This window comes from Thalassospira sp. MIT121401 (assembly GCF_047125595.1).
Lineage (GTDB): Bacteria > Pseudomonadota > Alphaproteobacteria > Rhodospirillales > Thalassospiraceae > Thalassospira > Thalassospira povalilytica.
Genome location: NZ_CP138926.1, coordinates 1,263,798 through 1,277,286 on the forward strand (window position 1 = coordinate 1,263,798; position 13,489 = coordinate 1,277,286).

Annotated in this window: 11 protein-coding genes; 7 read left to right on the top strand and 4 right to left on the bottom strand. The window is 55.3% G+C overall.

Annotated elements, in window-relative coordinates:
- Positions 1-20 precede the first annotated feature (20 nt).
- Positions 21-989, bottom strand: coding sequence for a protein-methionine-sulfoxide reductase catalytic subunit MsrP (gene msrP / locus SIB88_RS05695; RefSeq protein WP_101245603.1), 969 nt, complete (start codon positions 987-989; stop codon positions 21-23).
- A 223-nt stretch (positions 990-1,212) separates the two neighbouring features.
- On the opposite strand from msrP, the gene SIB88_RS05700 reads away from it, so the two are divergent.
- From SIB88_RS05700 to SIB88_RS05730, 7 genes are all read left to right on the top strand, one after another.
- Entirely contained in the window at positions 1,213-2,106 is an 894-nt protein-coding gene (locus SIB88_RS05700) for a LysR family transcriptional regulator (RefSeq protein ID WP_101245893.1), read from the top strand.
- Positions 2,107-2,195: 89 nt separating this feature from the next.
- Positions 2,196-3,059 carry a putative hydro-lyase gene (locus SIB88_RS05705; protein ID WP_412557561.1) on the top strand — a complete coding sequence of 288 codons (864 nt, stop codon included), beginning with the start codon at positions 2,196-2,198 and terminating at the stop codon, positions 3,057-3,059.
- Positions 3,060-3,085: 26 nt separating this feature from the next.
- Positions 3,086-4,138 carry a TRAP transporter substrate-binding protein gene (locus SIB88_RS05710; RefSeq protein WP_068518852.1) on the top strand — a complete coding sequence of 351 codons (1,053 nt, stop codon included), beginning with the start codon at positions 3,086-3,088 and terminating at the stop codon, positions 4,136-4,138.
- 28 nt (positions 4,139-4,166) lie between these two features.
- A complete protein-coding gene (locus tag SIB88_RS05715) occupies positions 4,167-4,715 on the top strand; it encodes a TRAP transporter small permease subunit (RefSeq protein WP_082817813.1) in 549 nt (182 codons plus the stop codon).
- The gene (locus SIB88_RS05720; protein ID WP_412557562.1) at positions 4,712-5,992 is read left to right on the top strand and encodes a TRAP transporter large permease; all 1,281 of its coding nucleotides are present in this window, start codon (positions 4,712-4,714) and stop codon (positions 5,990-5,992) included. The genes SIB88_RS05715 and SIB88_RS05720 overlap by 4 nt, the downstream gene beginning before the upstream one ends.
- 159 nt (positions 5,993-6,151) lie before the next feature.
- Positions 6,152-6,835, top strand: a complete 684-nt coding sequence (locus SIB88_RS05725; RefSeq protein WP_412557563.1) for a DUF2848 domain-containing protein — start codon at positions 6,152-6,154, stop codon at positions 6,833-6,835.
- Positions 6,836-6,884: 49 nt separating this feature from the next.
- Complete coding sequence (locus tag SIB88_RS05730) at positions 6,885-8,153, top strand: amidase (protein ID WP_412557564.1); 1,269 nt, start codon at positions 6,885-6,887, stop codon at positions 8,151-8,153.
- Between the two features lie 79 nt (positions 8,154-8,232).
- On the opposite strand, the gene SIB88_RS05735 is transcribed toward SIB88_RS05730, so the two are convergent.
- The 3 genes from SIB88_RS05735 to SIB88_RS05745 all read right to left on the bottom strand — a co-directional run bounded on the left by SIB88_RS05735 (position 8,233) and on the right by SIB88_RS05745 (position 13,145).
- Entirely contained in the window at positions 8,233-8,703 is a 471-nt protein-coding gene (locus tag SIB88_RS05735) for a Dps family protein (RefSeq protein ID WP_068518847.1), read from the bottom strand.
- Positions 8,704-8,871: 168 nt separating this feature from the next.
- Positions 8,872-10,932: an elongation factor G gene (locus SIB88_RS05740; RefSeq protein ID WP_412557565.1), complete on the bottom strand. Its 2,061-nt coding sequence runs from the start codon at positions 10,930-10,932 to the stop codon at positions 8,872-8,874.
- Between the two features lie 836 nt (positions 10,933-11,768).
- Positions 11,769-13,145, bottom strand: a complete 1,377-nt coding sequence (locus SIB88_RS05745; protein ID WP_250282102.1) for an adenylate/guanylate cyclase domain-containing protein — start codon at positions 13,143-13,145, stop codon at positions 11,769-11,771.
- Positions 13,146-13,489 lie beyond the last annotated feature (344 nt).

Consider the following 13,489-nt stretch of genomic DNA (forward strand, 5'->3'; position numbering starts at 1 on the left):
CTGTGCTCAAGGATGACCGGTCACATGAACAGTTTTTCGTTTTCCATGCCCTTGTAGATATCGGCGACATATTCGCCATATCCGTTGTAAATCCGGGTCGGGACGCTTTCGCCATTATTCAGAAGGCGTTCGTAAGCCTGGCTCCATCGCGGATGGGGGACTTCGGGGTTTACATTGGCCCAAAAGCCGTATTCGTCGCTGTTGATATCTTCCCAGAAACTTTTGGGGCGTTCATCGGTGAAGGTAAAGCGGACGATGGATTTGATGTTTTTGAAGCCGTATTTCCACGGGGTGACCAGACGCAAGGGGGCGCCATTTTGTTTGGGCAGTTCTTCGCCGTAAATGCCCGTCGCGATCATGGTCAGTTCATTGGTGGCCTCGGCCATCGACAGACCTTCGATATAGGGCCAAGGGTACCAGAATTGACGAAGCCCCGGCATGGTTTCCTTTTGGCTGGCGGTTTCCATTTCGACATATTTGGCGCCGGAAAGCGGTTTGGCAAAATCAACCAGTGCCTTCATCGGGAAGCCGGACCAGGGCACGGTCATGGCCCATGCTTCGACACAGCGGAAACGATAAACCCGTTCTTCGAGCGGCATCTTGCGCACGAGTTCTTCGAAATCGATTTCGATCGGCTTTTCCACCAACCCGTCGATCTTGACTGTCCAGGGGCGGATATTCATCGCCTGGGCAGCCTGCGAGATCGATTTGTGCGACCCGAATTCATAGAAGTTGTTATAGGTCAGCGCCTTGGCCTTTTCGGTCAGTTCGCGATCCACCGTATAGGCGGGATTGCGCGATACCGGATAAAGGTCGGCGGTTGATGCCGATCCTTGTGCCAGCGCACTGCCAAGTGGCAGGGACGCGGCGGTTGCACCGATCGATCCGGCGGCAATCCCCTTAAGGAACTGACGGCGGTTCTGGTAGACCGCTTGTGGTGTGGCATCACGTTCAGGAATTTCCCAGCCCTTTTTGCGGCGTATCAGCATGTCGTCCTCCAATTACCCGGTTGGTTCAATGTCCGTGCAAAAGCATCTTTGGGCAAGTCACGCCTCGGTGATCGGTTGGTGAAACCCGGTTTGGCGCGCGGTCCGGTATCTTGGATTTACGGCAAAAGACGGGCTTCTGATCAAAAGATTGATCAATTGATCGTGCGAAGTGATCGGATGGAGGGTAAAGTGATCACAAACAATATTGATCAGGGTGGATGGCGTGTTTGAATTCAAGGATATCGAAATTCTGCAAGATATCGTCAAGGCTGGCGGTTTTCGGGCAGCAGCCCAGAAATACAATCTGTCGCAATCGGCGATTTCGGCCCGGGTTTCGGGGTTGGAAAAGAAACTGGGCATCATGCTGTTTGATCGCAGCAACCGGCAGGTTCGCCTGACGGCGGCGGGTTTGCGCTTTGTCGAGGAAGCCCAGCGCCTGTCACGGGCGCGCGACCGCATCTGGCAGGAATTGACCCATCCGGGCGAACTGAGCGGAACCGTGCGCATCGGTGTTGCCGAAACCATCGTGCATACGCTTTTGACCGATATGCTCAACAAGCTGAAAAACGACTTCCCCAAGGTCCGGTTCGAATTGTCGGTCGATACATCCGGGCAGCTTGGCAAGGCGCTTGAAGATGACGAGATGGATGTCGCGATCATGTTGCGCGAATCCGTGCCCCAAGGTGCGGTGGCAGCCCCGTTAAAGCCGGTTGAGCTGGGCTGGTATTGCGCCGAAACGATGGAACTGGGGGATGCACCTCTGTCACTAAGTGAGCTGGCAAGCCATGCCATCGTGACATTTCCAAAGGGCACCCCGCCATTCCGCGAGGTCGAAAGCATCTTTGCCGCACCCGATATTTCCCAGCCGGCATTGCATGGTTCGGCATCGCTTTCGACCGTCAAACATCTTGTGGCGGGGGGCTTCGGGATCGGGGTCTTGCCGACCCTGATGGTCAAGAATTCCGTTTGGGATGAACATATTAAGCAAATCCCGGTGCGCGATGAGGCATCGCTGACGGCGTTGCATTTTGTCATCACCTATTACCCGGAACGCAACCGCGAAATCGGGGCAGCAGTACAGGAAGCAGCAAAACTGTTTGATCAAACTGATCGATAAATACGATCAAAAATCAGATAAAATGATTTCTTGACAAGATCGGTCCGGTTTCTCAATCTTTACAAAGAGGCAGAGAATGGGACTGAAAAATGAACGCGTCAAAAAGCGCCCCCCGTTCCGTTGACATCGCGAAAGAAGCCATTTCCGCAATTACGCCACTGGCGTTGCGCAAGGCGATCCGTAGCGGCGAACATACAGGGACGACCACCGGTTATTCATCAGGTTACCTTCAGGGCAATCTGGCGATCCTGCCGGCCGACTACGCAGACGAGTTTCTGCAATTCTGTGCAAAGAACCCCAAATCATGCCCGTTGATCGGGATGTCCGAACCGGGATCGCCGTTTATCCCGGCACTGGGCGCGGATCTTGATATTCGCACCGATCTTCCGGGGTATCGCATTTTCCGCGGCAGTGCTGATTACACCAGTGCGACCGATCTGACCGATGTCTGGCGCGATGATCTGGTGACATTCGTTCTGGGTTGTTCGTTTTCGTTTGAAGCGGCAATCACGCGCGGCGGTGTGCCGCTGCGTCACATGGATGCCAACCGCAATGTGCCAATGTATGTGACCAATGTCGAAACGTCCCCAGCCGGGCGTTTCCATGGTCCGCTGGTGGTATCGATGCGGTCATTCACCCCGGGCGACGCGATCCGGGCGATCCTGTATTCCGATCGATATCGTCTGGCCCACGGCGCACCGGTCCATATCGGCGACCCGGCCCAGATCGGTATTGCGGATATCATGAAACCGGACTTTGGAGATGACCCCGTCATTCATGAAGGGGACATTCCGGTTTTCTGGGCGTGCGGAGTCACGCCGCAAATGGCAATTCGCAATGTCTTACCCGAATTTGCCATCACGCACGAACCCGGCCTGATGCTTGTGACCGATGTCCTTGCCGAGGCCGCGGAGTTTTCCCTTCAGACCAAACCACACACACACCAATCATAAACGATCTATCAGAGAGGACTTTTCTTATGAAAAAGATGGTTTCTTCGCTTTTGGCGGTTTCTGCCCTGGGTGCAGGTTTTGCCGCAACCCCGGCCTTTGCCGAGGATCTTTCGGTTGTCGGCAGCTGGAGCAGCCTGCCGCTTTACAAACAGTATGAAAGCCCGTTCTGGACCGAAACCCTTCCGGCAGATTCCAACGGCGAATTCAATGTTGAAATGACCACCCATGACCAGATGGGCATCGGTGGCGGTGACGTGTTCCGTATCCTGAGCGACGGCGTTTTTGACGTTGCCATGACCGTTGGTGATTACGCAGTTGGCGATGCGCCGGAGCTTGAAGGCCTTGACGTGCCGCTGGTTGCCAACACCGCAGCCGAAGCAAAAGCAATGGTCGAAGCAGCCCGTCCGATGGTTGATGACATCTTTGCCGATCGTTTCAACGCCAAGGTTCTGGCAGTTGCACCGTACCCGCCGCAGGTTGTTTTCTGTGCTGGTGAAGTCAACACGCTTGCCGACCTTAAAGGCAAGAAAGTCCGTGGTTCGGGCCGTATGACCACCAAGTTCCTGGAAGCACTGGGTGCGACCGGCGTGAACGTTGCCTTCTCGGAAGTTCCGGGCGGTCTTGAGCGTGGCGTGATCGATTGTGCCGTTACCGGTGCCGGTTCGGGCTATAGCGCAGGCTGGTGGGAAGTTTCCGATCACCTGATGACCATTCCGCTGGGCGGCTGGGATCCGGTTGTGACCGCGATGAACATGGACAAATGGAACAGCCTGAGTGCCGAACAGCAGGCCTTCATCATGGATGAAGTCAAAACCAAGTTCGAAGCACCGGCCTGGGCGTCGGCAGCAGATGCCCTTAAAAACGATGTTGCCTGCCTGACCGGCAATGGCACCTGCCCGGCAGGCGATGCGGCAAGCATGAAACTGGTTGAAGTTTCCGAAGCCGACGTTGCCAAGGCCAAGGAAATCCTGACCACCACGGTTCTGCCGGAATGGGCAGAGCGCGCAGGTAACGATTGGGTCAAACGCTGGAACGATAGCGTTGGTGCGACCGTCGGTGTTACCGTACCGCTGAACTAATCAATAGTGCATGGCGGAGACCGAGATCGTGACCCAGAAACTGATTGCGGCCATCCGCCGCACAAACCGCATTATCGCGCTGCTCGTCGGACTTGTTCTGATGGGCAGCGTGGCCCTGATCATCGCCGAGATTTTGCTGCGTGAAGTCGGCATATCGCTTGGCGGATCAGAAGAAATTTCAGGTTACGTCATGGCAGGCGTTGCAAGCTGGGGCCTTTCATTTGCCCTGACCGAGCTTGCACATGTCAGGATTGACCTTATTCGTCTGAAATTGCAGCAGCGCGGCAAGGCGTTCCTTGATCTGCTGGCAATTGTTGCGCTGGCCGCAGTGGCATCGATTGTTGCCATTCAATGCTGGCCAGTGCTGTCCAAGACGATCGAACGTGGATCAACCGCAAACACGCCGCTTGAAACACCGCTTTGGATTCCGCAGGCAATCTGGTTTTCCGGCTGGTTGTGGTTTGCGGTCTGTTCCTGTGCGCTGGTGATCCTTACCCTTATTCTTTTGATGCGACGCGATCTTGAACAGGCCGATACGCTTGTTGGTGCCCGCTCTGAACTGGAGCTGGAATCATGATTTTTGCTGTTACCGCATCCTTGCTGGGTCTTTTGGCCCTGTCGATCCCGGTGGGGATTGTTCTTTTCCTGCTGGGGATTGGTGTTGATCAGTTCTTTACCCCGTTCCCGCTATTGCGCGGATTGGGGCAGGTTGTCTGGTCGTCGTCCAATTCTTCGACCCTGATTGCCATTCCGTTCTTTGTGCTGCTGGGTGAAATCCTGGTGCGTGGCGGGATTGCCGCAAAAACCTATGAGGCACTTGATAAGTGGTTCTCATGGCTGCCCGGTGGTCTGATCCATGCCAATATCGGTACGGCAACCATGTTTTCGGCAACCTCGGGGTCATCGGTTGCGACGGCTGCAACCGTTGCCACCGTCGCCATGCCGCAGGCCGAGAAGCTTGGTTATGATCCCAAACTGTTTTCCGGGGCGATTGCCGCGGGCGGTACATTGGGCATCATGATCCCGCCATCGATCAACCTGATCGTTTACGGGTTCCTGACCGAAACATCGATCCCGCGCCTGTTCCTTGCCGGTCTGGTGCCGGGCCTTGTGATGGCGGTGGCCTTCATGCTGGTGACAGCGGCCCTTTGCAAAATCAAACCGTCGCTTGGCGGGCAGAGCCGGTCCTTTACCTGGTCGGAACGCATTGTCAGCCTGAAGCATTTGCTGCCTATCCTTGTGCTGTTCTTTGTGGTGATCGGATCGATCTATGCCGGTTGGGCGACCCCCACGGAATCAGCCGCGGTCGGTGTTGCGATTGCACTTGCGATTGCAGCCTTTAACAAGGGTGTATCCAACCAGATGGTCAAAATGTGCCTTTTGGGCACGGTGCGGATTACCGCGATGATCATGCTGGTGATTATCGGCGCCTATTTCCTGAACTTCACCCTGACGGCGGCGGGTATGGGTCGCGAGCTCAAGGAGCTTCTGGTCGGTCTTGACCTGAGCCCGATGGGAACCCTTTTGGTGGTGATCGCGCTTTATATCGTGCTGGGCTTCTTTATCGAGACCCTGTCGCTGATGGTGGCGACCATTCCGATCATTGTGCCGATCATGGTCGGCATGGGGTTTGACAAGGTCTGGTTTGGCATTCTTCTGATCGTTCTGATCGAGATGGCGCTGATTACCCCGCCGGTCGGATTGAACCTTTATGTCGTGCAAGGCGCACGCAAGACCGGACGATTGTCCGAGGTCATGCTGGGTACCATCCCGTTTGTTCTGGTGATGGTGGCGATGATTATCGGTCTGATCTTCCTGCCTGATCTTGCACTGTTCCTGCCGGAATATCTCTGAGCCGGGCACGCGCAGACCCCATTTCCCTGAACGGGCCAATAAAGAATGCGGATCCACAACCGATCCGCATTCGGGCCCCGCGTCCGCCTGTTGCATCGCGTATCCGCACCGCGCAACAGGCCGGACGCCCCAAAAAACAAGTTGAACGGGACTATAAAAATGCAGATGAAATTCAGCCTTTTGGGCAAAGAGATCGCCTTTGACATCAGCCATTGCACCGTTGCCGGTTGGACCGGACGCGATGCCAAGGCCATTCAGCATCACATCGACGAGCTGGCCGCAATCGGTGTCAAACCGCCATCAAGCGTTCCGCTTTATTACCGGACGGCATCGGGCATGGTGACCCAGCAGGACGTGATTGAAGTGGTTGGCAAAGGCACATCGGGCGAGATCGAACCGTTCCTGATTGCAAGTGACGGCGTGCTTTATATCGGTCTGGCATCGGATCATACCGACCGTGAACTTGAAGCGCATTCGGTTGCCCTGTCCAAACAGATCTGTGAAAAGCCGGTGGCACGCGACATCTGGCGTTTTGACGAAGTGGCCGACCATATCGAACAGATCGAAATGCGGTCGTGGATTTCGGAAAAGGACGGCGATGAGTGGGTTCTGTATCAGGAAGGCACGATTGCCTCGATCCGTCCGTTGACTGATCTGATTGATGGTTCCGGTCTGACGTCATCGGCCCCGGCCGGCAAGGCATCGGTGATGCTGTGCGGGACCCTTGGTGCCAAGGGTGGCGTGCGTCCGGCAAAACGTTTCAAAATGGCGTTGCATGATCCGGTACTTGGTCGCACGATCGAGCATTCTTATGCAATTAATGAACTGCCGGAAATTGCCTGAGCCAGTTTCCGTCTGAACCATAACGATAAAACAAGGATGAGGCAGCCAGATGGGTGCGATGATCGACAAGGCACAAGCAGCAATCGACAAGGTCAATGAACTTGGGGATCTGAAAGGTAAAATCTTTACCGAATTTGACCCGGACCGGATTCTAGCTGCTGCGGCAAAGGCCGAAGAAATGGCTGCTGCCAATCCCGACCTGCCATTGGCCGGGATGCTGGTGTCGATCAAGGACCTGTATGACGAGGCAGGCATTGCCACCACGGCGGCATCCAAGCTTTTGCTTGATCGCGCACCGGCCAATCAGGATTGCGATGTTGTAGCCCAGGTCAAAAAAGCCGGTGCGATCCCGTTCGGGCGCACCAGCCTGAGCGAATTTGCCTATTCCGGTGTCGGGCTTAACCCGCATTACGGCACACCTGGCAATGTGTTCGACCCTGAAGGCATTCCGGGCGGTTCAACATCGGGGGGCGGTTTGACCGTTGCCCATGGTCTGGTTGATTTTGCACTTGGCACCGATACCGGCGGATCGATCCGGATCCCGTCGGCAATTAACGGGCTTTATGGTTTCAAACCCAGCCGGTTGTGCGTTTCGGGCAAGGGCATCCATCCGTTGGCAAAAAGCTTTGATACGCCAGGGCCGCTTGCGCGTGATCTGGAAACCGCGATCACGGTTTTCGAAGTCATGACCGGCAAGACCGTTGCGCAGACTGCTGCGAAATCCATCCGGATCGGTGTGCCGACCAGCGGGTTTGTCGACGGGCTGGATGACCGGGTCAAAGCCGACTTTGCCGCGATTTGTGACAAGCTGAAATCGGCGGGCCATGAACTGGTCGAGATCGAGCTTGGCTTTGTTGCCGAGAATGCGATCCTGAATAAGATGCTGGTGGCGTTTGAAGCCCACGCGATCTATTCGGGGGATTTGGAGGCACTGGAAACGGTCGGTGATCCACGTGTTCTGGCACGGATCAAATTTGCCGAAACCCTGTCCAAGGACGAAATGATCGCAGCCTATGCCAAGCGGGCCGACATTGTTTCGATGTTTAATGCCGCGATGGCCGATGTCGATGTCATGATTGCGCCGACCTTGCCGATGATGGCACCGAAAATTGCCGAGGTCGAAGCCGATTTCGACCATTTGAATGCGCAGATGTTGCGCAATACCAGTTATCTTAATCTGGTGGATGCCTGTGCCATTTCGATCCCGGTCCATGTTGAAGGCGAAACCGTCCCGGCGGCCTTGATGATCGCAGCCCCGCACGGGGCGGATAAAGTGGTCCTGAATGCAGCCCGCCAGATCGATCCGCTGTTTGGCTAAGATCACCTGTCTGACAGATTAAAAAAAACGGCCCGGGATTTCCGGGCCGTTTTCTGTTTGGGAAATATTGATCTGATGATCAGCTTTCAAGCAGGGAACGCAGCATCCAGGCGGTTTTTTCATGAACCTGAATGCGGGCCGTCAGAAGGTCGGCAGTCGCATCATCGTCCGAGCTGTCGCAAATCGGATAAAGCGAACGAGCGGTCTTGATCACGGTTTCATGGCCCGATACCAGCTGACGGATCATGTCCTTGGCAGCGGGGACGCCTTTTTCTTCCTCGATCGAAGACAGTTCGGCATAGGCCGAGAAACTGGCCGGTGCAAAGGCACCCAGCGAACGGATACGTTCGGCGATTTCATCAATCGCGGTGGCCAGTTCGGTATATTGTTCTTCGAACATGGTGTGCAGGGTCTGGAACATCGGACCCGTCACGTTCCAGTGGAAGTTGTGAGTCTTGAGATACAGCGCATAGGAATCAGCCAGAACGCGGCCAAGGCCGTCGGCGATTGCAGTGCGGTTGGTTTCATTGATGCCAATATCAATCTGCATGGTCGATCTCCTTTCGTCGAGGGCGCAACCCACGAAGGTTCTTTGTGTTTCTGTCTTGAGAAGGAGTATGAAACACGCAGAAACGTTACGCCAATCAATAGTTTATTGATTTGCAATAGATCAATTCTATTACAAAAAGTGTGGTTATAGATTGTGTCATGCCAAGGGCTATTTCCCGGCTTTCTGTTGCTGGGTGACGATGGTGTCGGCCTGTTTCCCGGTCAGTTCCTGCATGTGGGAATAGCTGCGTGTGAAAAAGCCGGTTCCCTGTGTCAAAGAACGTAATTCCGTCACCATGTCGGCGGTTTCCGATGTCGGCATCTGAACGTCGATTTCGTCCCATCCCTGCCAGCCATCCTTGGCATTGAAGCCAAGAATTTGACCGCGCCGGGTGCTGACCAGCCGCTGGGCCTTGGATGTGAAGTCTGACGGGATCGAAATGGTACAGCGATCAACCGGTTCAAGAAGCACCGGACCGGCATTGCCAAGTGCTTCCCCGATGGCAATGCGGCCAGCCATCTGAAAGGCCTGATCGGAACTGTCGACAGTGTGATAGGACCCGTCGACCAGCTTGACGGCGACATCAATCACCGGAAAACCAAGTGGCCCGCATCGCAAGCCGTCACGAATGCCCTTTTCGACTGCCGAGATATATTGCCGTGGGATGGCGCCACCAACGATATGGTCGCTGAAGTCAAATCCTTCGCCGCGGCCAAGCGGGCGCAGTTCGATTGCAGCATCCCCGAATTGGCCATGTCCGCCGGTCTGTTTTTTATATCGTCCGCGGGCCGAGGACGGCTTGCGGATGGTTTCCTGATAACCGGTCAGAACCGCCGTCGTGGTGATTTCCAGATGATAGTGATCACGCAGATGTGCCAGCGCGCATTGCAGGTGTATATCCCCCTGACCGGCCAGAACCAGTTGTCCGGTGCTGTCATTGTGGGTGAAGCTCAGGGAACGGTCCTGTTCGCATAAATGTCGCAAGGCTTCGGTCAGTTTGACATCATCACCCGGTTTGGTGACTTCAAGCCCGGTTTCATAAAGCGGGGGCAGGGGATCGGGCCATAAACTGTCGATCGGGCCATCGGTTGCAACCAGACTTCCGGTGCGCAAATGTTCAACGCGCGGCAGGCCTGCAATTGCCCCGGTTCGCGCAGCATCAAGCTTTTCATGCTTGTCGGCAAAGATGGTGCAAAGTCCTGACAGCTTGTCCGCACCAAGCGCATCACCGTTTTTAAGAACCCCCGACAGAACGCGCCCAAAGCAGAACCGCCCGGCATGGGACAGATGCAGGGTTTTGAAAATCTGAACGATGGTTTTCTGATCATCGGGATCAACACCAAGACGATGGGCACAGACATCCGCGGCAGGGGCTTCGTGGCGCAATGCCTTAAGCAGCCGGATAATCCCGTGATCCTGTTCGGCCGATCCGAAAAACACCGGCACGATCAGATCGCGGCCAAGATCCTGTTTAAGATTGTCATAGATCGTGGCAGGGGCGGGTGTCTGATCTTCGAGAATCTGTTCAAGAAGATCATCATCAAAATCAGCCAGTGTTTCGAGCAGGCCTTCGCGTGCTTCGTCTTCGCGGCTTGCCAGTGTGGAGGGCATGGTAATCAGTTTGGAAGGCTGACCTTCAAGATACTGGTAAGCCCGTTCAGAGACGATATCGACAAAGCCGGTGATGGCATCGTCATGACCATCGCCATCACGGATCGGTATTTCACGCAGGATCAGGGGGCGTTCGGAAATGGATTGCAGGGCGTCGATATTATCGCGCAATCGCACGCCGACATGATCGGTCTTGTTGATGAAAATCAGATGGGGGATGCGGTTACGATCAAGAAATTTCAGGATCGGGGCAACCGTCATCACCCGGGCGGGATCACAATCAACCACGACAATGGCGACATCGCAGATCATCGCGACTTCGCGGGCATCCTGGGCAAAGTCAACCGATCCCGGACAGTCGATAAAATGCCATTCCTCGTCGAGATAGGTGGTCTGGGCACAGGTGAGTTCGGTGCTCATTTCGCGGGTGCGCGATTGGGGATTGTTGTCGCCGACGGTATTGTGGTCGCGGATGGTTCCCTTGCGGTGGATGCGCCCGGTTGCACACAGCAAACTTTCAAACAGGGAAGTCTTGCCGCTGGAATAGGGGCCGATCAGGGCCGCGACGCGCGGGGTATGGGTGCCGGGTGAAGTGGTCGAACGGGCGGTGCTGGGCATTGGCATCTCCTTGAACAGGAAGACCGATATCCCATGGTGCCGGGCGTGTGTTGCGATCTGTTCCACGCTGCAGCAATCCTGGCAGCCGGTCTGGACGTTTCGAATGCCCGGTTTTGTCCGGGGTGTCTTTTTAAGGCAGGGTGGGGACAATGGGCATCAGGCAAAAGCCATTTGGTGGATATGCAGCCTTGTTTGCATGTTTTGTGCTGTCCTATACACCCCCTTAAGTAGATCATGGCTTGGGGCATTGGTATCAAGTGGTTGGAGGAAATGTGCCCAGATTTGAACATAATTCGCCCCGAAATGGCCCAATCAGGCCTGTTTTCCTGCCTTGTTCTTCGGTCAAATTCGTTCTTGTCAGTCGAGGACATGGCCAGCCAAATCTGTCCCCCCTCACAAGGCTGGGCCGGTTGTTTTCAGGTTAGTTCCCCCACCTGGAATGCCGCGGCTGACAAGGTCTCCCCAAGACCGTAATGACCCCGAATATGTTGGGGCGGGTTTATCCCGCCCCATTTTTTTTATGTCCTGATCCGGGGTGGGGACAGGTGCCGTATTTGCCCCATTTCGCCCGCAAATGGTCACCAAACGTAGATTTTTAAGCCCCAATTACATGGCAAATTCCTAATTATCGGAAGCGCAAACACCGATGCAGTGCCCTCCCTCACGACGCATCGGGGCCCGAATGAACGTTTTCTCCCCCGAAACGTTCACACCCCACGGGCAAGGCAACGTTTCCGATCGGTCTCCCCAAGACCATCTGTCCCCAAAGCCCGGGCGAGCCCCAAGCTCCCCGGGCCTTTTTTTGTCTGTGGCATGGCGCGCAAACAGAACCGCGATCAGGCCTGTTGCGGGGTTGTTTGTGTCGTGTCGGCGTGACGTGGCTGCGGCGGGGCAATCCCGAATATTCTTGTCGGGGTTTCACGCCCGCGCATGGTGACCTCACCGCGCGAAATCCAGTTCGGGATATCGGCATGATCGCCACAGGCCCTGACGGTGCTTTCTGTGGCCAGGATGTAGCTTCCATATTGTTTGTTCATGCCTTCAAGGCGGGCGGCGATATTGACGTTGTCACCATGGACGGTAAAGGTCAGGCGGTTTTCCGATCCGATGGCACCGATCACGATATCACCGGTATTGATCCCGCATCGTGTTTTCAGCTTTCCACCGAAACTGTAGACCCGGTTTTCGGACAGTTCCTGAATGGCAAGTGCGGTGCGCACCGCATTAAGTGCGTGATCGGCATCCGGGGTGACCGCGTTAAAGGTGATCAGCATGGCATCGCCTTCGAACTGCGTGATCACACCCCCGAAACGCGAAATGATGGCATTGGTCTGGGTGAAATACTCATTCAGCATCGTCGCCAGTGCCTGAGGGCTCAGTTTTTCGGAGATGGATGAAAACCCTTCGATATCGGTGAACATCACGGTTGCACTAACCGCTTCGCCATCGCCGGGTTTGATCTGTTGGTCGGCATGGGTGATGCGATCGGCAATTTCGGGCGATACAAACCGTGACAGATCGCGGGCGGCAATTTCATCGGTGACTGCACGGATAAAGGACCGTTTGGCACGCATCACCGCAATCGTCAGAACAAGGGTGACCAGAACAATTGCGATGATCTTGTCAATTTCCGCACCGATCAGGATCGAGTTCGAGGTCAGATAGGTGACATAGTCACGGGTGATCATGCTTTGGCCGCCCTCGCTCCAGATCACGTAACCGGCGAGGATCAGCCAGCCCAGGGCGGCCGTGCCGCCGGCAATCAGGATATAGCGCGGATCAAAGCGCAGGCTGCGCAAGGCGATAAAGATAAAGACATACATCACCGTCGGCGCTTTGAGATAGAAGCTGGCCGGTTGCATATACTGGATATGGAAGCTCCAGATCAGGACCATCAGAAGCCCGATATCGGCAATCACCGACAAGGTCAGAAAACCGTCAGTCAGGGCATTGCGATAGGCCAGCATCAATCGTTTAAGCGTGAACAGGTAATAAAGCCCCAGCGCCCATGGCACCGGCTGAATGCCATTGGACATGGTGGCACTTGGCGAAATCGCATACAGGCTGGCGAAAATGGTCACCAGCAACAATTGCACCCAGCCAATCAGCTTTTCGCTGTCATGTTGTTGTTTGTCGATCGCGGCCTGAACCCGTTCGGGCAGGTGGGACTGGGCTTTGTTGCCAAACAGGAATGCACCAAGTGTGCTTTTCATTGTGACCGGAATCCCGATTGCTGTGGCCGAAACCATCAGACAATAGCACAGGATTGCTTAACAGACCCGGCAATGGCGCACACGACCGGCGGGCATTGTTAATCATCGCCCATTTGCCAAACAGGCCGTGCCGGTGCCGGTTAAAGAAGCCAGCGTGCGGATGGGGAGGGGAGGATGCGGGCAAAAAAAAGCCGGGCAACAAATGTGCCCGGCAAGTTTATCAGGGAGGCTTCACGTCTGGGAGACGTAGGACCCTTCGCAGGGCCCTGGGTAAGCCGGACAGGGCGTCCGGCTAAGACCGAAATTCGGTCAGGGAGAAAACTCTTTACCGCGGTGCGGTGTTT